General features: G+C 59.0%; 16 protein-coding genes and 3 pseudogenes. 3 read left to right on the top strand and 16 right to left on the bottom strand.

The genetic code is table 11. The annotated features are described in order from the left end of the window. Window positions 1-52: 52 nt before the first annotated feature. The 4 genes and pseudogenes from EN850_RS30485 to EN850_RS37920 form a co-directional block, all read right to left on the bottom strand. A complete protein-coding gene (locus tag EN850_RS30485; protein WP_136092800.1) occupies window positions 53-1,261 on the bottom strand; it encodes a beta-ketoacyl-[acyl-carrier-protein] synthase family protein in 1,209 nt (402 codons plus the stop codon). Next, window positions 1,262-1,543, bottom strand: a complete 282-nt coding sequence (locus EN850_RS30480) for an acyl carrier protein (protein ID WP_126057635.1) — start codon at window positions 1,541-1,543, stop codon at window positions 1,262-1,264. A gap of 1,441 nt (window positions 1,544-2,984) precedes the next feature. After that, the gene (locus EN850_RS37925; protein ID WP_245265439.1) at window positions 2,985-3,509 is read right to left on the bottom strand and encodes a transposase; all 525 of its coding nucleotides are present in this window, start codon (window positions 3,507-3,509) and stop codon (window positions 2,985-2,987) included. Between the two features lie 91 nt (window positions 3,510-3,600). Beyond that, window positions 3,601-3,975, bottom strand: a pseudogene (locus tag EN850_RS37920) (IS110 family transposase); the annotation flags it as partial. Between the two features lie 701 nt (window positions 3,976-4,676). On the opposite strand from EN850_RS37920, the gene EN850_RS30470 reads away from it, so the two are divergent. Beyond that, entirely contained in the window at window positions 4,677-5,594 is a 918-nt protein-coding gene (locus EN850_RS30470; protein WP_024505887.1) for a LysR family transcriptional regulator, read from the top strand. Window positions 5,595-5,642: 48 nt separating this feature from the next. Here the strand turns inward: EN850_RS30470 and EN850_RS30465 are convergent, their stop codons facing one another. The 11 genes from EN850_RS30465 to EN850_RS30415 form a co-directional block, all read right to left on the bottom strand. After that, window positions 5,643-6,446, bottom strand: coding sequence for a TIM barrel protein (locus EN850_RS30465; protein WP_024505888.1), 804 nt, complete (start codon window positions 6,444-6,446; stop codon window positions 5,643-5,645). 164 nt (window positions 6,447-6,610) lie between these two features. After that, window positions 6,611-7,672 (bottom strand): LacI family DNA-binding transcriptional regulator, encoded by a 1,062-nt coding sequence (locus tag EN850_RS30460; protein ID WP_024505889.1) that lies wholly within the window; start codon window positions 7,670-7,672, stop codon window positions 6,611-6,613. Between the two features lie 272 nt (window positions 7,673-7,944). Beyond that, window positions 7,945-9,231, bottom strand: coding sequence for a dicarboxylate/amino acid:cation symporter (locus tag EN850_RS30455; protein ID WP_126063813.1), 1,287 nt, complete (start codon window positions 9,229-9,231; stop codon window positions 7,945-7,947). A gap of 377 nt (window positions 9,232-9,608) precedes the next feature. After that, entirely contained in the window at window positions 9,609-10,370 is a 762-nt protein-coding gene (locus tag EN850_RS30450) for a sulfotransferase (RefSeq protein ID WP_024505871.1), read from the bottom strand. A 289-nt stretch (window positions 10,371-10,659) separates the two neighbouring features. After that, window positions 10,660-11,448, bottom strand: coding sequence for an ABC transporter permease (locus tag EN850_RS30445; protein ID WP_029356621.1), 789 nt, complete (start codon window positions 11,446-11,448; stop codon window positions 10,660-10,662). 3 nt (window positions 11,449-11,451) lie between these two features. After that, the gene (gene nodI / locus EN850_RS30440; RefSeq protein ID WP_024505873.1) at window positions 11,452-12,366 is read right to left on the bottom strand and encodes a nodulation factor ABC transporter ATP-binding protein NodI; all 915 of its coding nucleotides are present in this window, start codon (window positions 12,364-12,366) and stop codon (window positions 11,452-11,454) included. Between the two features lie 260 nt (window positions 12,367-12,626). Beyond that, window positions 12,627-13,952 (bottom strand): chitooligosaccharide synthase NodC, encoded by a 1,326-nt coding sequence (gene nodC / locus EN850_RS30435; RefSeq protein ID WP_032899868.1) that lies wholly within the window; start codon window positions 13,950-13,952, stop codon window positions 12,627-12,629. 15 nt (window positions 13,953-13,967) lie between these two features. Next, complete coding sequence (nodB, locus tag EN850_RS30430) at window positions 13,968-14,627, bottom strand: chitooligosaccharide deacetylase NodB (RefSeq protein ID WP_126057632.1); 660 nt, start codon at window positions 14,625-14,627, stop codon at window positions 13,968-13,970. Further along, on the bottom strand, window positions 14,624-15,214 hold the full coding sequence (locus tag EN850_RS30425; protein WP_024505875.1) for a NodA family N-acyltransferase: 591 nt from the start codon (window positions 15,212-15,214) through the stop codon (window positions 14,624-14,626). The genes nodB and EN850_RS30425 overlap by 4 nt, the downstream gene beginning before the upstream one ends. A gap of 853 nt (window positions 15,215-16,067) precedes the next feature. Then, window positions 16,068-17,276: a beta-ketoacyl-[acyl-carrier-protein] synthase family protein gene (locus EN850_RS30420; RefSeq protein ID WP_136092799.1), complete on the bottom strand. Its 1,209-nt coding sequence runs from the start codon at window positions 17,274-17,276 to the stop codon at window positions 16,068-16,070. Next, window positions 17,277-17,558 carry an acyl carrier protein gene (locus EN850_RS30415; protein ID WP_126057635.1) on the bottom strand — a complete coding sequence of 94 codons (282 nt, stop codon included), beginning with the start codon at window positions 17,556-17,558 and terminating at the stop codon, window positions 17,277-17,279. Between the two features lie 426 nt (window positions 17,559-17,984). Here EN850_RS30415 and EN850_RS37410 point away from each other — a divergent pair. Beyond that, window positions 17,985-18,110: pseudogene (locus EN850_RS37410) on the top strand (LysR family transcriptional regulator); the annotation flags it as partial. Between the two features lie 104 nt (window positions 18,111-18,214). Here the strand turns inward: EN850_RS37410 and EN850_RS30410 are convergent. Continuing rightward, window positions 18,215-18,361: pseudogene (locus tag EN850_RS30410) on the bottom strand (multicopper oxidase domain-containing protein); the annotation flags it as partial. 993 nt (window positions 18,362-19,354) lie between these two features. On the opposite strand from EN850_RS30410, the gene EN850_RS36570 reads away from it, so the two are divergent. After that, window positions 19,355-19,624: a hypothetical protein gene (locus EN850_RS36570; RefSeq protein ID WP_024504272.1), complete on the top strand. Its 270-nt coding sequence runs from the start codon at window positions 19,355-19,357 to the stop codon at window positions 19,622-19,624. Window positions 19,625-20,022: the final 398 nt, after the last annotated feature.

Genomic DNA, 20,022 nt, shown 5'->3' with positions numbered 1-20,022 from the left:
TCAAGCAGCTAGATACGACAGGTGACCTCAAATGAGGCGTCTTGCATGGCTTCTACACCTGCCTGAATGCCAGAACTGCGTTCGTACCGCCCATGGCGAAGGCGTTGCTCATGGCGACGCGCACCTTGCGCTCGCGCGGCACATTGGGTGTGATGTCGAGGTCGCAAGCGGGATCTGGCTCGCGATAGTTGGCGGTCGGCGGCACGACGTCCTCTTGCATTGCCATCACGCAGGCGATCATTTCAAGCGCGCTCGCTGCGCCGAGGCAATGCGCGTGCGTGGACTTGGTGGAAGAGATGGACATCGAATAAGCGTGGTTTCCAAACACACGCTTGATCGCCGCCGTTTCAGTCTGATCATTGCTTTTGGTACCGGTGCCGTGCGCGTTGAGGTAGTCGACGTCCTCGGCATTCAGCCCGGCATCGGCAAGGCAGGCGCGCATCGCCGACGCTGGCCCCTCGACAGATGGCGCGGCAATGTGGAAGGCATCGGCGGAAAGGCCGACGCCGGCGATCTCGGCAAGAATTGTGGCACTACGCCTCGTGGCATGCTCGTAGCTTTCCAGCACGGCCATGCCCGCACCCTCGCCCAGCACCAGGCCCTTCCTATCGGCGGAGAAGGGCCGGCAGGTATCGGGTGAAAGCACGCGCATTGCTTCCCATGCTTTCAGCACGCCCCATGCGAAGGGTGCGTCGCTGCCTCCGGAAACCATTACGTCGGCCCGGCCCAGCTTGATCTGGTCCACCGCCGAGGCGATCGCATGGTTGGCCGAGGCACATGCGGAGGTCACCCCGAAGACCGGCCCGCGCAAGCCGAGGCTCAAGCTCACCTGGCCGGCGGCGGCGCTTGGCATCGTTTTGGGTACAGCGAGGATGCCAACTCGCCTCGCGCCGTCCAAAAGGAGGGCCCGGTAAGTTTCCTCCATCACATCCCAGCCCAAGCCGCCGACGCCCACTGTCGCGCCGAAGCGATGGGCATTCCTCTCGTCGCAGGAAAGTCCGGCCTGCCGCATGGCTTCGCGCGCTGCAAGCACGGCGAGCAAGCTGAAGCGGGCCATGGAGACGAACTGCTTGCGATTGATGTCGTGCTGGGGCAGCGCCTTGATCTCAGCGCCGGTCATGCCCTCCAGGTCATGAAGCTCGGAATTGGCGATCGGGCCGATGGCGGAGCGGCCTTCGCGCATCTCTTTCCACATAGAGGCGGCGTCGGTGCCCAGTCCGCACAGGCCGCCCACTCCGGTGATAACGACGCGCCTGTGCATTCAAGCCTCCTTCGCAAGCAAGCCGCGGACGGCTTCCACGACGTCGCCGACATTCTTGAGATTGGACCAGGCATCGGCCGTGTTCATGTCGATCTTGATGCCGTAGGCCTGCTCCACATCCCAGAGGACGTCCGCCAAACCCAGCGAATCAAACCCGAGCGCGTCCAGTTCCGTGGCGATTGTTATCTCGCCGACGAATGACGTAGGCATTCCCTCACCGCTCTCCGACTCGGCGCGTTTCTTGATCAGGGCAATGACGTCCGTTGCGAATTGATCGGCCATTCTGTTTCCTGTCTTTCTTTCCCGCGTTTCGACCTGGACGCGGCTCAGTTCCTGAGGCGCGCCGCGTCGCGAAAGCCATCACGCTTGGGCAACTGACAAAGCCCAATGCTCATAAAGCCGGATCAGGTCCGGCCGGTGTGTGGCGTAGGTGCAGTATGACGATGTGAGCCGCTACACCGTGCGCGTCTCCCAGTCTGTCCATAGGCTCGGAAGAAGTCGGACCCGGTCAGTTGCAACTCCCTTTCCCAGCACTCCACTGCCCGGTAGAGCGCATGAAAAATCTCCTTTCGGGCGGTTTCTTAAGACGCTCGCCACGCCATGAGGCAGTGGGGGCATCGGTGTGCGTCAGGTGCTTCTGCCCATGCAGGATTCCAGAACATTGATGAAATCGTTTGTTTCGATGAAAGGCATCCACACTTTGGATAGTTGACCACGCGTTTCAAAGATCGTGAACTACATCTCGTCGTTGTGCTCGACGCACTCCCGACAGAGCGCAACCTCATGGGCGCGGCATGCAGGATTAACCGAGCCCAGCCGGTCATGAGTGCGGCCGGCGCTCGGCTGCTCGATTATTTGCGCGATAAGCTCGCGACCATGTCCGCGGAGGTATTCAAACTTAACGCTGCGTCCGGGAGCTCTTGCCCTCCAGTTCGCGACGCTCTCCCGCCCATCCAGTGCTCGTTTATTTCGTCGGATAGTTTGACCCGGCTCTACCGAATCGCCGCTTCAGGATCATTCTTTCCGATTTCGTCACGCTCGTATTTCTGCCGCGTCCTACACCGATTGGGCGCGAACAAAACTGAGCGCCTTGGAACCCGAACCCGTGCGTCGTGACCGGGAGCTTCCGGGGCGAACTCATCCGCTCGGGGGCATCGCATCACCGGACGGCGACAGGCACGGTCGACCGGCATCTCGGCATCGGCTGGGAATTCGTCCATGGTCTGCATTGGCGACGACGCTTCCTGAGGCCACGTAGCCCTTATGCCAAGCTGGGCGCCCGGGTCGAGCGCGTAATGACGACAATTGCTTCGCTACAGGTCAAACGCTTTCCGCGCCACCTGCAAAGTCTTCACCCGGCCGTACAGCGCCCAAGACCACTGATGTGATCGACAAGAGCCTTTTTGATAAATCTGCGCTATTCTCCTGTCGCGCACGGACGACCGCGTGGCGAAGAGCAGGGTCCGAGATGAGAGCCCTGCCGCGCAGCTTCTATCGTCGCGCCTCGTTTGCGGCATCCGTGCCTACCCTCTTCGGACCTCGTGGGTTCCAACCGGCAACGAGGCGTGCATAGGCGCCCTCGGCCTGCTCCACCCAGCGGCGCTCTTCTTCCCGGTGGCTCTTTATGTTGTAGGCGTGCGCTCCCTTTTGGCCGCGCACAGCCTTGCTCCCGGCCTTGAGTTCCACATCGCGCAAGCTTCTTGGCATGCAGGGAGGGTCGAGCCTACGCGTAACTCTCGCCCTTCTCAACAGATGACAGATCACGACAGAGAGTTTGCGTGCGGTTGCCACGGCCGCGACATGCTGTCCGCGCCGGGCTCGCACGCCGCAGGGAGAAGGCTCGCAACGGTCCGGGAGCACGAGCGGCCGCCCAGGCCGCCTCGACGAGCATGCCGCGCGCATGACCACGGCCCTGCTTGGTGATCCGCCCATGGTAGGCCGGACCTGGCCGGACTGCTGGACGCTTGGGTTCAACCCGAGATAGGTCACGAGCTTCTGCGGATCGTCGAAGCGCGACACGTCGCCGATCGCCGCCCTTCATCGCCAGCGCGACGGTGATGTCGACGCCGGGAATGGTCATCAGCCGCTTCACGCCTTCATCCTCGAGAGCCGAGCGGACAAGATCGCGTTCGATGACCTGGAGGTCTTCGCCCAATCGGTCGAACTCGCGCAGATGCCCATCGATCGCGAGGCGCTCGTCCTGCGGTACGACCTGCTCGATTACCAGGTCCGACCCTTGGCGCCGCACAGGTCGGCATGCGGGCAGGACGGATCAGGTGGCTATGAAGGATCGACTGGATGACGCTCTTCAATCGAGATCTCTGTCGGACAATCTGATTGCGCCGTGTCACCTGTCGACGCAGAGCCTGCGTCGGCTCGTCCGCAATCCAGACTTCTGGCAAGAAGCCGCTGGCATAGAGCTGCGCAAGAACGTCGGCGTCGATCGTCGTTTTGATCTTGGCATAGGCAACGATAAACACCTGTTTCGGCTTGGCGATCCCCACCTTCTTCACATGCGGCGCAACCACAGCTGCAGCGGACGTCGCGCTGCCGGTGGCCTCGATCACCCCGATATCGTTCGGCGACAGCTTCGCGGCGAACGCGGCCAGCAGATCGCGCCGCATGTCGACGCGGCCGAGTCGCCTGAGCCTGCCCTCCTCCCATGCCACTGCTTCGGCGAAGGCGCGGTGAATATCCAGTCCGATGATAAGCATGCCCGTTCCTCCTTCTTGGCTCGGTCAAAGACGGGAGCTGGCGGGCAACACGACATCTACTGATCCGCGCTCGCAGCGCATCCGGGAAAGTCGCCAGGGGCGGCCATGTAACGAGCTCGGGCTCTCAGCCCACGGTCTATTGACGGCCTGCCTGCACCTTTGTGCTCCCGGTGCCCCACGTCCCGGATGGGCTCACCATAAGGGCGTTCCAAAACAAGAACAGCAGGACGAGAAGACACCACAGATCACATACCGGATAGCGGCAAGGCCAAGCGCTTCGTTCAGATAGGCTTGCGCCAATGGGCTTAGGCCGAGCCTACAACAGCTCTCAAAAACGCTGCCGGACTGCTGCATTGGCTCGCCGATACAATTGGCACAGGCCTCACGGCAGCTTAGGATCAAACCGCCCATCAGTCGCCTCGGACTGGAAAGGTGCACCCTATTAGATTCCACGCCCAGCTAGGTCGGGGCCGCCGAAGACGCTGGTTGATAGCCCGGCGCCATCGGCCCGGCGTTTCAAACTGCCAATCTCTGACCTGCACAGTACGAACGATTGCTCGCTTCGGCAGATCACGCGGCTCATATGTCGGACCTTAACGTCATCCATCATAAACTTTTTGCGACAAAAGATTGCAAGAATGCTAAATTGTTAAAGTCGTTTGTTTCGGTTAAAGGCATCCATCCCATGGATGGCTGATGACATGCGTTTCAAAGGACTTGATCTAAATCTCCTCGTTGTGCTCGACGCACTCCTGACGGAGCGTAATCTCTCGGCGGCGGCACGCAGGATCAACTTGAGTCAGCCCGCCATGAGTGCGGCCGTCGCCCGACTGCGCGATTATTTCCGCGATGAACTGTTTACGATAAGAGGTCGCGAACGATTTCTAACCCCGCGTGCGGCAGCATTTGCCCCCGCAGTTCGCGACGCTCTCCAGCACATCCAGTGCTCGATTATTTCTTCGGATCCGTTTGACCCAGCTCGAGCCGATCGCCTCTTCAGGATCATTCTTTCCGATTTCGTCACGCTCGTGTTTTTCGAAAAGCTTGTGGAGCGTATTTCACGGGAAGCCCCCGCCGTCAGCTTCGAACTGCTGCCTGTCGACGATAGCCCCGATGAGCTTCTCCGGCGCGGTGACGTCGATTTTCTAATTCTACCGGATATGTTCACGTCGAGTGTGCATTCAAGCATTGCGCTGTTTGACGAGAAGCTCGTGTGCGTAGGCTGTCCCACAAACAAGCAGCTGCCACAGCAGCTTACATTCGAGAGATACATGTCGATGAGGCACGTCGCGGTCAGGTTCGGGCGTACGATGAAGCCGTCTATCGAGGAATGGTTTTTGCTTGAGCATGGCCTTAAGAGACGTGTCGAGGTCGCCGTGCAGGGCTTCAGCATGATTCCACCTATGGTGTCCGGCACAGCTCGTATAGCGACCATGCCCTTACGGCTGGTCAGGCATTTCGAAAAAACGTTCCCCCTGCGGGTTATCGAACTTCCGCTGCCATTTCCCACATTCACCGAGACCCTCCAATGGCCGGCCCTCCACAATAGCGATCCGGCAAGCATCTGGATGCGGGAGATAATGATACAGGAGGCATCTCGGATGGCTGCCCCGCTGTGAACCCTCGGAAAATTCAGGCGCACCTATAGTCACTACTCCTGTCACCATCTACTTTGACGACAATAGCCCTCGCCGGATAAAGTCGATGCTGGCGGCAAGTGCGCCTGCGAGATCGTCCAGAGAATGGACTTCCTCGATCAGCTCGAACGAGAAAGGTCCCGCGTAGCCGCCATCCAGCAGCGCCTGAATCTGGCTGCCATTGTCGGAACCTGCAAGAAAGCGATCGGGGTAAATCCAGAAGGTCGGGTCGTTTACGCTTGAAATGTGCACCAGGCCGGTAAGCTCGCAGAACAGGCATGTCTCCCCGGCCAGGGTGTGGTGGAACGTGTCGTGCACGAGGCGAAAGACGGACTGGCCATCAACCGCGGCAACGGCCTCGGCCGCTTCCTTCTTTGATCGAAGCGAGCAGGTTCGGAAACCCAGCGGCTCGATGAGACCGATCAGACCCCGCGACTGGAGGATTGGCTTGATCTCGTTTAGAGCGAAACGAAGATTGTCCTGGCGCTCGCTATTGGTGGGCCACGAGCTGCGGTTGGCCGGCACCAACACGAGCGTCTCTGCCCCGCACGCCGTCGCATAATCGGCGAGGTTGCTTGCCTCGGCCTGACGCGTTGGAGTCCAGTCGTTGAACCGCTGCAAGGCGTTGACAGAGATGATCGTGACGCCCGCTTCGGTAGCGGCAAACCGAACGTCCGCAGCCGGAATGCCGCGTGCGACAGGATTGCTGAAATGAGGGTAACGGATTTGGACGTCGGTCAGGCCTTGGTCACGGGCAAGCGCGAAAAGCGCACTGACGTCAAGGCGGGGCGCCGCCATGTGATCGAGTGCAAAGCGGGGCGATACCTGGCGCATTGCTTGACTTTCCTTCCATGAAGCGCGGCTGCCATTTCGGCATCCGGCTTCTTTCAAGACGGAACCACGCCGGTTCACAGATCGGACAGAGACGGCCGAGTCAATCGAGCTTTCCTTTCATCGGTGAAAGGAAAATGGGCGCTCATGATAGAAATCCATCAAGGTCAAATATTTTCCGGAAGATAAATGTCGAACGGCAGAAATGTCTGCCCCGGGCTCTCCGCGACGCCGGCTTTGATGGCCCGCTCCATTGCCATTATCAGCTCCTGGCAAAGTCGGCGCATTGGCGTGCCGACCGCCATCGTCAAGATGTCATCCGCAAGCGCCCCACGTGACTGCGGCGTCATTTCACTCACGATCGCGACGAGATCCTGACCGCTCCCCTCTTCTCGGAGCGCGGAAATTGCTCCCTCTATACCCCCGCCGGCCATATAGAAGCCGACGAGCTCTGGTTCCCGCTGCATAAGATCCAGCAATTTTTCGTAAGTGAGCTGCCGTTCATCAAGGTTCACGAGCGGATCAAGCACCTCGAATTTGGGCGCGTTCTCACGAAAATAGGCACGAAAGGCCGTTTCCCGCGTCGCATGCGCCTGGAAGCGATGGCTTCCGACAAACACCGCCACCTTGCCGGGCCGTTTTGCGGCCTTGGAAAACACCCAAGCGGCAGTCCGTCCGACCTTGCTGTTGTTGAGGCCGATGTAGCCCTCGCGCACGCCATCGGCGAAGTCGGATAACAGCGAAAATACCGGGATACCTTTCGCCTTGAGCTCCTCGACTGATGCTGTGATTTTCGGGTGATCGGCCGCCACCATGGCGATCGCCTGGCAGCGGCTTCCAAGGTCCTTAAGAAGCGGGAGCAGGTCACGCGGCAAATGTGACTGCGCGAACTCGATGATCGGAAGGCCGTGGAAGGATTTAGCCATACTGACCGACTCTTCAATATTGCGAGCGAAATCTTGGTAAAAATCGTGGGCAGGTTTTCTCAAGATGAAGCCCAGCTTGTAGTGCGGCAGGTGCTGCTGCAAGCGCTGTTTGATGAGACCGGCAGCATGATAGCCGATCGCGTGCGCGGCCGCATGGACCCGCTGGGCGGTCTCCTCTCGCACCGGAAGGCGGACGTTCAGAACCCGATCGACTGTTGCTACGCTGACTCCGGCTTCGCGGGCGAGATCGGCAATTGTGACGCGCTTTCCCCTAGCGATTCTGATCGGCCGGTCCTCCGTCATCCGGTGCGATCCCGCGACGGCTTGGGGCGGCAAGCTGAAATAGTTACCACACCCCACGGTTGATAACGCATTCGACGAACAGCGCTCCATGCGGACCCAGATGAGTTTCCGTGAACCGTTCGTTTGCTTAGGGGCTTCATGGTGTTGTATTACTCTCCGCGTTAGTACACTATTTCCAGCGCTCTTTGGAGGCCGGCAATTCGACTGCTGTGAAGGCCGTGACTTACACGTCGCGCTATTGCTTGCTTGCGGGGAGCCCGTTTGATGTAACCCTAACCGCGGAAAGCGGCTTCCATCCGGGACTGGTCCAATTCGCCTTCCCAGCGAGCGACAACGAGCGATGCCACCGCATTACCGACTAAATTCGTCAGCGCGCGGCATTCCGACATGAAGCGGTCCACGCCAAGAATTAGAGCCATTCCGGCAACGGGAACACTCGGCACGACAGACAGAGTAGCGGCCAATGTGATGAAGCCGGCGCCGGTGACGCCTGCCGCACCCTTCGAGGAAAGCATCGCAATTAGCAGCAGGAGGATCTGATCGGCAATTGACAAATCTGTGTTCGTCGCCTGCGCGATGAAGAGGGCGGCGATCGTCATGTAGATATTGGTGCCGTCCAGATTGAATGAGTATCCAGTAGGGATGACGAGACTTACGACCGAACGCGCGGCGCCGGCCTTCTCCATCTTCTCCATGAGCGAGGGCAGCGCGGCCTCCGAGGAGGACGTTGCCAGGACAAGCAGCAGCTCGTCCTTGATGTAGCGGACAAGAGAAAAGATCGAGAAGCCGTTGCAGCGGCAGACCACGCCGAGAACCCCGAACACGAAGAGGAAGGCGGTCAGATAGAACGTCGCGACCAGTATCGCGAGGTTGGCCACCGAACCGATTCCGTATTTGCCGATCGTAAAGGCCATAGCGCCGAAGGCGCCGATGGGTGCAGCCTTCATGAGAATGCCGACGAGCTTAAAAATGGGGGCGGTGAGCGCCTGGAGAAAGGTAACGACCGGCCTGCTCGTCTCTCCGGTCATCGCCAGAGCAATGCCGAACAAGACCGAGAAGAACAAGACTTGCAGGATGTCGCCTTCCGCGAAGGCACTGGCAATCGTTGACGGGATGATGTTCATCAGGAAGCTGGTCACGGACTGCTCGTGAGCCGTGGCCACATAGCCCTTAACGGCTTCGACATCGAGCGAGGCCGGATCGATGTTGAGGCCGGCGCCAGGCTGAACGATATTCGCGACAATCAGCCCGACAACGAGTGCAAGCGTCGAGAAGGTAAGGAAATAAACCATCGCCTTGGCGGCAACTCGGCCGACCTTCTGCAGATCGCTCATGCCGGCAATGCCGGTCGCAATTGTCAGGAAGATGACAGGTGCGATAATCATCTTGATGACTTTGATGAAGGCATCGCCGAGCGGCTTCAGGCTTTGGCCGGTTTCCGGATAGAGGTAGCCAATTGCGGCTCCAAGGACCATGGCGGCAAGTACCTGCACGTAGGTCCGGGCAAAATGGCGCTTGCGGGGCGCTGCGATCGCGCGGGGGACTCTTGGAACCAACATCGTTTCTCTCTCCCTGACCGGATCGGGGTGGGGGCTCCTCCTTCTCCCATGCTGCGCTCCGGTCGAGCGCTGCTGTCATCTCGGAGCAAGCGCCGTGCCAACTGGACGCCTGTCCCGTCCAGCGAGATTGGTGCAGTTGCGCACTGGAACCCTCCACCTTGCCGGAATTCTGCACTCGAGGCTCGCCAAAGATCGCGTCTGAGGAAGTGCTTCATCAGAGAGGGAATTGACCAGGTCGCCTTGCGCCCGTGCCCTTTGATGTTCGCCGCAGATCGACTGCCGGTTGCCTTGGTGACTTTGGTTTGTCAGTTTTGGAACGGAATGCGCGCAAACTGCAGGATATCCTACACGCCCATCAGAGCACGCGGTACAAGCGATTAAGCGTAGGAGCGCATTGAATCTCCGAGGTCAAAAAATCTTGAATAAGGTCCGCGTGCGAAGTGAATCCGCAACTCGTCAAAGTTCTCCACCGTTTGATCAAGCGGTCGCGTTTCCTGGCGCTGCAAGATGGCGTTATCTGATGGCTCAAGCGCTGGAACGCCCAGGAAATCCCAAACCGCTCCCAAGCATTGGGCAGGTTCGTGAAGTAGGCTCTCGTATTCCATTACAAGCAGGTTGGTCGACGTGAAGGAGTCCATAACGCGAGCGTGAAAGTCGTCGGCGGCTTTGAAATAAGCCTCACAGTCGGCGATTGACAACCTGACGCTCGGTGGCCGAGCGGTATCGTTGTCCGAGCTGAACTTCAGCCACTGACCGCTTTCCCTGGCCTGCACAAAGGATCGGAGCGATTCCAATACGTTTCGGCGAACAACGAGGATGACCTTGAGTGCTGGCCAACGAGCTAATTCCGCAAAGAATGCTGGACGCTCGCGAAACTGAGGTTCATTGATCTTGCAGCCAAGATGCGTCACATTCTTGTAGTCGCGCATAGGGCAGCGCACATAGGCAAGCTCAAGAAGCTCGCGATCCGTGCCTAGCAGGCGATCCGTGCTGGGCCAATTGGGATCATATTCGTTTAGCAACTCACCGTTACTCAGAACGGTCGGATGCTCGTTTAGCAATTCTTCTAAATAGTGTGTTCCGGTCCTTGGCATAGCAAGGATCACAAAAGGCTCAGGAGTTGGTTCGTTGTGGGTCATTGCATGTGTATCCAACTAAATAATGGCCGCGACGGTCTGGGGACGCGCACAAGAAGCTTGGCTGCTATCGCTTGAACGCTCCGGGTGGGTCCGCGCGCCTCACCACCCAGCCTGTACTCCGAGGTGTGGTCGCGAAGATGGGCGCGTGCCTGCAGCGGCTGGGTGGCGCCCGGCTTCGGCGTTGTTGTACCACTCGCGATTCCTGGCACACGCATGCCTCCGGGCCGCTGGGGGCAGTTTGCAATCCGGCATTGCGGACCTCCTTCTCGTTGATGGGCGTAGGTAAGCGTCAACGCATTAGTCGTCGATGAAACAGTCCAGCCGACAGAAAAAAAGGCAATACAGCGAACATGCAAAGTGCGCCTATATGCAGCCCTACATTGTCGCCCAGGCGGCCGAGCATCACCGGACGGATTAGATCGATAGAATTCGCCAGCGGCGAGAAGGCCGCAATCTGCTGAAACACTCCTGGCAATTGGCCGACTGGAAAAACCGCGCCCGAAAGGAACAGCATGGGTGTGATGACAAGCGTCTGATAGAAAATAAAATAGTGATAACTGGGCGCGAGCGCGATGACGAGCATGGCCAGGCTCGCAAAGGCGAACCCGGTGAGAGCGATGACCGGCAGCACGTAGAGAACCGACGTCCACGCGGCATAACCTAGCGCGGCGGCAACAATCGCAATTGTCGTACCGGCCAGAAAGGCCTTTGTGGCTGCCCAGGTCAATTCACCGAGAACGATGTCGCCGAGGGTAAGTTGTGTGTGCAGGATTGCTTCCCAAGTGCCCTGATCGCGCATTCGACCGAAAACCGCGTAAATTGTTTCGAAGGTTGATGCTGTCATCGCGCTCGTCGCAACCATGCCGGCTGCCAGAAAGGCGATGTAGGATGCACCTTCGATGCGGCCTACCAACAGTCCAAGGCCAGTGCCGAGCCCGAAAAGGTAAATCATCGGATCAGCAAGGGTGCCGAGCATTGAAGCAAATGCCACCTTCTTCCATGCCAGATGATTGCGGCGCCACACCGCGATCCAGTTCCAGGCGTTGGCGGGTAGAGCGGCCGCAAAACGTTCACCCATTGCTCACTTCTCCATCTCACGTCCGGTTAACCTCAAGAAAACGTCCTCCAGACTGGGTGGACGCTCTAGAATACGCAGACCCGCTCGACCGCGAAGCTGGATGCGCACATCCTCCGGCTCAGGCGCATAGCAAAAGAGCGTCTCGCCGCTTACCTCGACACGCTGAACGTACGGTCTGATCAGCGAAATCAGCTCCTGTGGATTGCCGCCGAAGATCTCGATCACGTTGCACCCAATGTACTCGTCGATCAGCGCATGAGGACTGCCCTCGGCGATCTTGCGTCCCCGCTCGAGAACACACAGCCGATCACAAAGCCGCTCAGCCTCTTCCATGAAATGGGTGGTCAAAATGATCGTTTTTCCGCTCGCCAGCAGGAAACGAAGTCGCTCCCAGATCAGATGGCGGGCATGCGGGTCGAGGCCGGTCGTGGGCTCATCCATCACAAGCAACTGGGGGTCGTTGATCAGAGCACGTGCCAGCGTCAGGCGCCGCTTCATCCCGCCGGATAGCAGGCCGACACGTGAATCCGCCTTGCTCTCAAGGCGAGCGAACTCGAGGAGCCGTGGGATGACGGCGTTGATCTCTCTTGTACTCATGCCGAAGTAGCGCCCGAACACCAACAGGTTCTCGCGTACCGTAAATTCCAGGTCGAGATTGTCGAACTGCGGGACCACGCCTATGCCCTTGCGGGCCAAGCGGCTGCGTGCCGGCACTGGTAGACCGAGGACTGTTATATCACCCGCGTCAGGCCGGGTCATACCGAGGAGCATACGCGCAATCGTGCTCTTGCCTGCGCCGTTCGGCCCCAGCAGACCGAAGCACTCTCCCGATGCAACGGTGAAGGACAGCCCGTCCACAACGAGCTTGTTTCCGAATAATTTGGTTACGCCGGTAAGGTCGATTGCTACATTGGACATGCGTCTATCTCAAGCGGAATGAGTCCGATTGGCCACCGGCAGCTTACTTGCGAATTCTGGTTCAGAGCAGGCCACCGCCTTGAGATGGCACCTTTGGAAAGTCGCGGCCGGAGCGACGCGTGTATCGCTTCCGCCAAAGAATAACGTCAAGATGCCACGTGTCGCTTCCAGATAGTTCCCGTTCTGACCATAGGTAACTCGAAAGCTTCACCCCGTGTCGACTGACACAACTTACTCGGTCACTCGGCGCTGCAAGGCCGTCAGACTTCACCAGCTGTGAGCGAAAGATCTGCAGTATGAAGTGACTCCGCAATTCCAGAATTGCCCGCAGCATTTGCTCCGGCAAGCGGCATCGCGCTTGTGATTTCCTTTGTGCTCCTGTTGGGCAGGGGAACACTTTTACGCGACAGCCAATCGCTATTGCTCAATGTACACAGGGCGTAAGCCTTCAAGGGGATCAACAGGAATATCCTGATTAACGCGTGCATTGAATAGCCGATGAATCGAAGCTGCCGAGTGCGGAAAGATAACACCGTAGATCTGATTATGGTCATCGTGACAATAGCCAGCACCGTCCACCAATTTACTGTATGTGAAAATAGTAGCTCACCGAGCGCCGTTACTACCGCGATGCCGAGCAACAATGGGCCGAGATTCTCTCCCATCACATCCAAAGTTAGATAGCGATCCAGGCCACGCAGTAGACCTCGCGCAAGCATCGTGTCCCGGAAGGTGCTTCGTGCCCAGCGGAGTTGTTGGCGCAAATAAGGTCCCATCTTGTCCGGAACGACTGTCGCCGCGACGGCACCTGGAACGTACTCGGTTCGAAAGCCTGCTTTCAGCATGAGGATCGTAAGATGACGGTCTTCACCGAAGTCGCTTGGTTTCCCCCTGAACAGCTGCGTCTCGTATTGATCCAGCAGAGAAAGGAGACAAGACCGGCGGTACATTGCACATGGGCCGCAGCAGCACATGACCGCACCAAAGCGACCTTGCGCCGCGCGCTCCTCATTGCAAGCCAGCCAGTATTCCATATCGATCAATCGGGTCAACCAAGTGTCGCTGCGGTTGTATGCCGTCAGCTGGCCCATGGCCGCTCCGACCATGGAATCCCGCATTTTTACTGCAAGCTTTGTGATGACGTCGGACGCAAGTGTCGTGTCAGAGTCGACGCTGAGCACGAAATCTCCAGATGAGCGGCGGATGGCGGCGATCTGCGCCTTGCGTTTGCCAACATTCTCGCGGAGCAGAATGAAATTGAATCTCGGGTCGCCCTCGTAGGCGTGATGTACCGGGATGACGGCATTACGATTTCCAGAACCGTCGTCAACCAGATAGACCTGAAATGTTCCGGCGTAATCTTGATTTGCAATGGAAGCTAAACACGCCGCGAGTGTGCGCGGGTCCTCATTGTAGCAGGGGATAATGACATCCACGCTCGGCCAACGGTCGGATCCGAACAAGCTTTCCGACGGCGGCGTAACATTTTCCGGTTGGGAGTAGACCGCTTGCATGCCTCTGTAAACAGTCGAGAGCACCGCATAAGACGAAACGGCAACAGTACTGGCTGTGGTGAGAAGGTCCATAGGATCTCTGTTTGTTCAGGGGTGTTGAGGAAGTGATCGGATTACAAATCCGCGGCCGTGCAATTCTGGAATTAGGCGTGACAACGCTGTCACCGTCTGGTCGCGCAGACTGGCTTGATTGCCTGGTTGCAATTCGTCGGGAGCGCACCCGTCGTGCAACAGCACGATTGCGCCCGGCCGGATATCGGCGAGCACTCTGTCGACGATGGCGTCAACGCCGGGGCGAGACCAGTCGCGTGGATCAATGGACCAATGGACGGGCGCCAATGCCGCACCCGCTGATGCAGCGATTACTTCTTCGGTCCAGATGCCATACGGTGCACGAAAGTACCGAACCATGGCCTGCGGGCAAGCCATCCCTATGACTCTGTTTGCCTCAACTATCTGGCAGTCGACTTCGACGGACCCGCATTTGGCCAGGTCCGGATGAGTCATCGTGTGGTTGGCTATACCGTGCCCGTCTGTAATAATTCGGCGAACGAGTTCCGGCTCGTCGGCCGCGTAGGCCCCAACAACGAAGAAGGTCGCCGTCACCTGATGTTGCGCCAGCACATTGAGTATCTGCGGTGTGAAAAATGAATTGGGACCATCGTCAAACGTCAGATAGACGCTGCGCTCTGCAGTGCCATCGGCATTGTCACTCTGCCCTTCGCATATGTAGTCCAGAGGCTTCATAGTTCCGGACCGTTCCGGTCGATCAGGGTACCGGACGGCCACTCGTCCATCGAGCGTCCGATCGGCGAAACCAACACGAGTACGTCTTCCAGGCGCGTGGGCGGCAGGTCGGGATGCACATCTGGACGGGTCGATCGTACGCGAACGCCCGACACAATGTTCGCGAGGCCGGCTCTGCAGAATCTTTCGACATGGTTTCGCAGCGCGTGCCGAACCGTGCCGAAAGCGAATGGAACACCCAACTGATGGAGCACTGGGTACGCCACGCGCATCGAAAAACCGATTCCGAGCCCTTCAAGATCCGGACGAACCGCGTACAGGCCCAATTCAGCGACGATCAAGTCGACCTCGCCAACTTTGATGAAGCGCCGCAGCATGCCGATGTGAGCCGCTACCCCATGCGCGTCGTAGCCGATTGCGCGGAATTCCGGCCTCGCGCCGGCCCAACTGCGGCCGCCTTCGAATGGCTCCGCGTTGAAGGCGCCAGTCCGTCCATAGGTCTTTCGAAAAAAGTCGGAGAGTTCGACATGGTCGGCCAGTTGCAGCTCATTTTCCCAGCACAACTTCCAATCGACATTCGGGCGCATGGAAGACCTCACCTTGGAGCTGTCTGGTTGAGATAAATGTCCAAGCATTGGTTAAATAATTGGCATCGCACCAACGGGGCGTAACTTGTGGAGACCGCCGAAAGACCAAGCCGTAATGCAGATGCGACTGACTTTGTGCGCCCCGCACACCAGATGATGCTCCTCGGATCCAACGCAACCATGGGAACTACCTATCTTTCCAACTTGAAGCGCCTCTATGGGACCTGCAGCAAAAACGGTAAAATCCTTTGTTTAGATGAAAGGTATCCACGCTTTGGATAACTGGGCGAATGCGTTCCATATGGCTGGTCAATTATCGTCGTCACGCTCGAGGCACTTCTGACGAAGCGCAAAGCTCACGCCCGCGGCACGCGCGGCCGTTGCCGGGCCGCGCGATTATCTCCGTAAGAGCCGAGCGGAGCTCAGACACGACGATTGATCAGAATCTGATTCGCGGGTTCAGTATCTCTTTCGTGTATCCAGCTCTGGGCTGTCCTTTGGCGGGAGTTAGGTTCGCCCAGGTTCTGAGCCTGGGGCGTCGGCCCGTTCGCCGCACAGGCTCCTTCGCACACCGTCGAGGCCGAGAAAGAGGGGGCCACACAGCTCCCCCTGTACTTTCCACCACCCGACACCAGCGCTCACCCAGGGCGCCGGCCTTGCTCACCTCAACGGATAGCGCACTCGCGCCGCTTCACGATTAAAAGAATTCTACAAGCAGATGCCTGTTTGATCGTGAGACGTCCGCTGCCAATTCCCGCATCGCAGAGGCAGCCAATAGCGCTCGCTTCACATAGTGGTCCGGCAAGCAGCTAGATACGACAGGTGACCTCAAATGAGGCGTCTTGCATGGCTTCTACACCTGCCTGAATGCCAGAACTGCGTTCGTACCGCCCATGGCGAAGGCGTTGCTCATGGCGACGCGCACCTTGCGCTCGCGCGGCACATTGGGTGTGATGTCGAGGTCGCAAGCGGGATCTGGCTCGCGATAGTTGGCGGTCGGCGGCACGACGTCCTCTTGGATTGCCATCACGCAGGCGATCATTTCAAGCGCGCTCGCTGCGCCGAGGCAATGCGCGTGCGTGGACTTGGTGGAAGAGATGGACATCGAATAAGCGTGGTTTCCAAACACACGCTTGATCGCCGCCGTTTCAGTCTGATCATTGCTTTTGGTACCGGTGCCGTGCGCGTTGAGGTAGTCGACGTCCTCGGCATTCAGCCCGGCATCGGCAAGGCAGGCGCGCATCGCCGACGCTGGCCCCTCGACAGATGGCGCGGCAATGTGGAAGGCATCGGCGGAAAGGCCGACGCCGGCGATCTCGGCAAGAATTGTGGCACTACGCCTCGTGGCATGCTCGTAGCTTTCCAGCACGGCCATGCCCGCACCCTCGCCCAGCACCAGGCCCTTCCTATCGGCGGAGAAGGGCCGGCAGGTATCGGGTGAAAGCACGCGCATTGCTTCCCATGCTTTCAGCACGCCCCATGCGAAGGGTGCGTCGCTGCCTCCGGAAACCATTACGTCGGCCCGGCCCAGCTTGATCTGGTCCACCGCCGAGGCGATCGCATGGTTGGCCGAGGCACATGCGGAGGTCACCCCGAAGACCGGCCCGCGCAAGCCGAGGCTCAAGCTCACCTGGCCGGCGGCGGCGCTTGGCATCGTTTTGGGTACAGCGAGGATGCCAACTCGCCTCGCGCCGTCCAAAAGGAGGGCCCGGTAAGTTTCCTCCATCACATCCCAGCCCAAGCCGCCGACGCCCACTGTCGCGCCGAAGCGATGGGCATTCCTCTCGTCGCAGGAAAGTCCGGCCTGCCGCATGGCTTCGCGCGCTGCAAGCACGGCGAGCAAGCTGAAGCGGGCCATGGAGACGAACTGCTTGCGATTGATGTCGTGCTGGGGCAGCGCCTTGATCTCAGCGCCGGTCATGCCCTCCAGGTCATGAAGCTCGGAATTGGCGATCGGGCCGATGGCGGAGCGGCCTTCGCGCATCTCTTTCCACATAGAGGCGGCGTCGGTGCCCAGTCCGCACAGGCCGCCCACTCCGGTGATAACGACGCGCCTGTGCATTCAAGCCTCCTTCGCAAGCAAGCCGCGGACGGCTTCCACGACGTCGCCGACATTCTTGAGATTGGACCAGGCATCGGCCGTGTTCATGTCGATCTTGATGCCGTAGGCCTGCTCCACATCCCAGAGGACGTCCGCCAAACCCAGCGAATCAAACCCGAGCGCGTCCAGTTCCGTGGCGATTGTTATCTCGCCGACGAATGACGTAGGCATTCCCTCACCGCTCTCCGACTCGGCGCGTTTCTTGATCAGGGCAATGACGTCCGTTGCGAATTGATCGGCCATTCTGTTTCCTGTCTTTCTTTCCCGCGTTTCGACCTGGACGCGGCTCAGTTCCTGAGGCGCGCCGCGTCGCGAAAGCCATCACGCTTGGGCAACTGACAAAGCCCAATGCTCATAAAGCCGGATCAGGTCCGGCCGGTGTGTGGCGTAGGTGCAGTATGACGATGTGAGCCGCTACACCGTGCGCGTCTCCCAGTCTGTCCATAGGCTCGGAAGAAGTCGGACCCGGTCAGTTGCAACTCCCTTTCCCAGCACTCCACTGCCCGGTAGAGCGCATGAAAAATCTCCTTTCGGGCGGTTTCTTAAGACGCTCGCCACGCCATGAGGCAGTGGGGGCATCGGTGTGCGTCAGGTGCTTCTGCCCATGCAGGATTCCAGAACATTGATGAAATCGTTTGTTTCGATGAAAGGCATCCACACTTTGGATAGTTGACCACGCGTTTCAAAGATCGTGAACTACATCTCGTCGTTGTGCTCGACGCACTCCCGACAGAGCGCAACCTCATGGGCGCGGCATGCAGGATTAACCGAGCCCAGCCGGTCATGAGTGCGGCCGGCCGGGTCGGGCGATAGGCAGTCATGCCCTGCCCTTCCTGCGGGTCAAGCACTCCGAAAAAACATTTCCCCCATAAATGCTAGATCTTCCGTTGCCTTTTCGCGGGCTTCTGCGTGAGGTGAGGCACGCCATCCATGGCATGTGGCACACGCACGCGATGCCAGTGCACGGTCGTTTTCTCGGCAAGGCCGTTCTCTACCTCGACCCGCACGCGCTCGCCCTGACGGACCCGGATTTCCGGGCCTGGAACGGGCCTTCGGCGCGCAATCGAGCCCGGTTCACCCGGCCCAATGGCGTCCACTTTGGGGGCGCATGCACTGCAGACCCGCTGGACCTGATCCGGGAGAGGATGGGCGCGGCGATTGGAATAGCTATGAAAGCGCATCGGACCGTGGAACTGCGCGCGCAGACTTTCGGAGGAAGGCTCGCTTTTAAACGTTATCGTGCAACTCTGACCGTTCTTCGCCTTGGCGGGTGCCGCGGAAGAATCCCGGGTTCTGCGAGCGCTGCGAGAACACCTGCGGTCGATCCTGTACCACAATCTCGCGAAGCTCGATGCTCTCTACAAACGATGTCTTGGATTCTCACGCCCTTATTTCAGCACTTCGCTCGCTTGCCCGACTCGGCCGCGGTCAGCCTTCACCGCCAATTTTATTGGCGCAGCGACGTTCCTATCGGTTCAGGCGAAGCTTCTTGAACCTGCCGCTCTCTCGTTGCCCTGGCACGATTAATCGTCCTCTCAGTCTGTCATTGGCGGAGTCGCTCCTGAGGCGCGCGCCGGCGAGTTCGAGGAGCGCGTGGCTATCTCCTCGGTCCAGCCGGATTCCGCTGCGCGCTCAGCCAATTCCTGGAAGGCCGATTCCAAGGCGAGCTGGCATTGAAGGCCGCGGTCCGGATGGTCGACTAGCTTGGTTCCACGATCGCAATGCTTGATCGCTTCATTGCAGGCCATGGGCTCTCGCCCTCTCCTTTTGCCACACGAGGCGCCAGCTCACGTGTTGTGCGCCCCGGCAACCGCTTTCACCAGCCGCTCCAGCGATCCCGCGCGCTCCAGCTCCGCAAAGAATGATGCGGCGTGACGCTACCCAGCCGGTGCTTCTCGGCCATTTGCACACATAGGGATAGTCGACCATGAAATCGGACCGAGGCGAGGCGTTGGACGTTTCAGTCTTGGTCTGAATGCGCCGCCCACGAGCCGATCGGCCTTCTCGATGATTTGGCGCACCCTCGTTGTCGACAAGCCATGTTCCTGAGCCAGGTCGGCGAAACTCTTGCCCTTCAGAAAGCCGTCGACCAGGGCTATGTTCCTATCGACGGTCGGCTAAATCCCAGCAGGCGCGCGCAGTTTTCCGGCATCATTCCGTTTGTTCATCCGCTTGTCCGCGCCCCCTGCAAATCCTACCGGGCCAAATCGGTGCTTGGAAGACCCACTCATGTCATGGCCTCGGGAAAGTACAAGGCCGACGGTTATGTGAATACGAAAGATGCTGGCGATCACCATGATCGTTGGTGACCGCTGACCTCCCCAATGTCGGCTTCGACGGCACACCGGGAGCTCTCGGCAATGTTGAATAATTCCGTTTGAAGATGGTTGACTTCGTCGTCGAGGCTCGATCCATCAGGATCGGTATCGACGATTCTATATTTGAGAAACCCAAATTCGTTTGACTCGCGCAATTCGCTGTACGGCGTATCATCGCAAGCGCGGGATTCCGACATCCTGCGAAGTGCCCGCGTTGCTGGAATCGATTTTGCGGAAGTAAAAAGGCCCCGGCGCTGGGTCGGCGCGCAGGGCCTTCAGGCATGTACGAGCTACCAGCATGTCCAGTTATGATCGTGCGCTATCATAATGAACAAACGGTGAATGATCGCTATCCGAGGTGCAGGGCGGGCGAGATGGTGGGGCGGTGG

The organism is Mesorhizobium sp. M8A.F.Ca.ET.207.01.1.1, from assembly GCF_004794715.1.
Lineage (GTDB): Bacteria > Pseudomonadota > Alphaproteobacteria > Rhizobiales > Rhizobiaceae > Mesorhizobium.
Note: the sequence above shows the minus strand (reverse complement) of the source record. Positions and strands in the feature narration are given on the sequence as shown.

Excerpts from the sequence above, each read along its gene's own strand:
- EN850_RS30445 (WP_029356621.1), bottom strand. The coding sequence starts at position 11,448 with ATGGGTGAACGTTTTGCGGCCGCTCTACCCGCCAACGCCTGGAACTGG.
- EN850_RS30480 (WP_126057635.1), bottom strand. The coding sequence starts at position 1,543 with ATGGCCGATCAATTCGCAACGGACGTCATTGCCCTGATCAAGAAACGC.
- nodI (WP_024505873.1), bottom strand. The coding sequence starts at position 12,366 with ATGTCCAATGTAGCAATCGACCTTACCGGCGTAACCAAATTATTCGGA.
- EN850_RS30460 (WP_024505889.1), bottom strand. The coding sequence starts at position 7,672 with ATGACGGAGGACCGGCCGATCAGAATCGCTAGGGGAAAGCGCGTCACA.
- EN850_RS30450 (WP_024505871.1), bottom strand. The coding sequence starts at position 10,370 with ATGACCCACAACGAACCAACTCCTGAGCCTTTTGTGATCCTTGCTATG.
- EN850_RS30465 (WP_024505888.1), bottom strand. The coding sequence starts at position 6,446 with ATGCGCCAGGTATCGCCCCGCTTTGCACTCGATCACATGGCGGCGCCC.
- nodC (WP_032899868.1), bottom strand. The coding sequence starts at position 13,952 with ATGGACCTTCTCACCACAGCCAGTACTGTTGCCGTTTCGTCTTATGCG.
- EN850_RS30485 (WP_136092800.1), bottom strand. The coding sequence starts at position 1,261 with ATGCACAGGCGCGTCGTTATCACCGGAGTGGGCGGCCTGTGCGGACTG.
- EN850_RS30420 (WP_136092799.1), bottom strand. The coding sequence starts at position 17,276 with ATGCACAGGCGCGTCGTTATCACCGGAGTGGGCGGCCTGTGCGGACTG.
- nodB (WP_126057632.1), bottom strand. The coding sequence starts at position 14,627 with ATGAAGCCTCTGGACTACATATGCGAAGGGCAGAGTGACAATGCCGAT.
- EN850_RS30425 (WP_024505875.1), bottom strand. The coding sequence starts at position 15,214 with ATGCGCCCGAATGTCGATTGGAAGTTGTGCTGGGAAAATGAGCTGCAA.
- EN850_RS30470 (WP_024505887.1), top strand. The coding sequence starts at position 4,677 with ATGCGTTTCAAAGGACTTGATCTAAATCTCCTCGTTGTGCTCGACGCA.
- EN850_RS30455 (WP_126063813.1), bottom strand. The coding sequence starts at position 9,231 with ATGTTGGTTCCAAGAGTCCCCCGCGCGATCGCAGCGCCCCGCAAGCGC.
- EN850_RS36570 (WP_024504272.1), top strand. The coding sequence starts at position 19,355 with ATGTTCCTGAGCCAGGTCGGCGAAACTCTTGCCCTTCAGAAAGCCGTC.
- EN850_RS30415 (WP_126057635.1), bottom strand. The coding sequence starts at position 17,558 with ATGGCCGATCAATTCGCAACGGACGTCATTGCCCTGATCAAGAAACGC.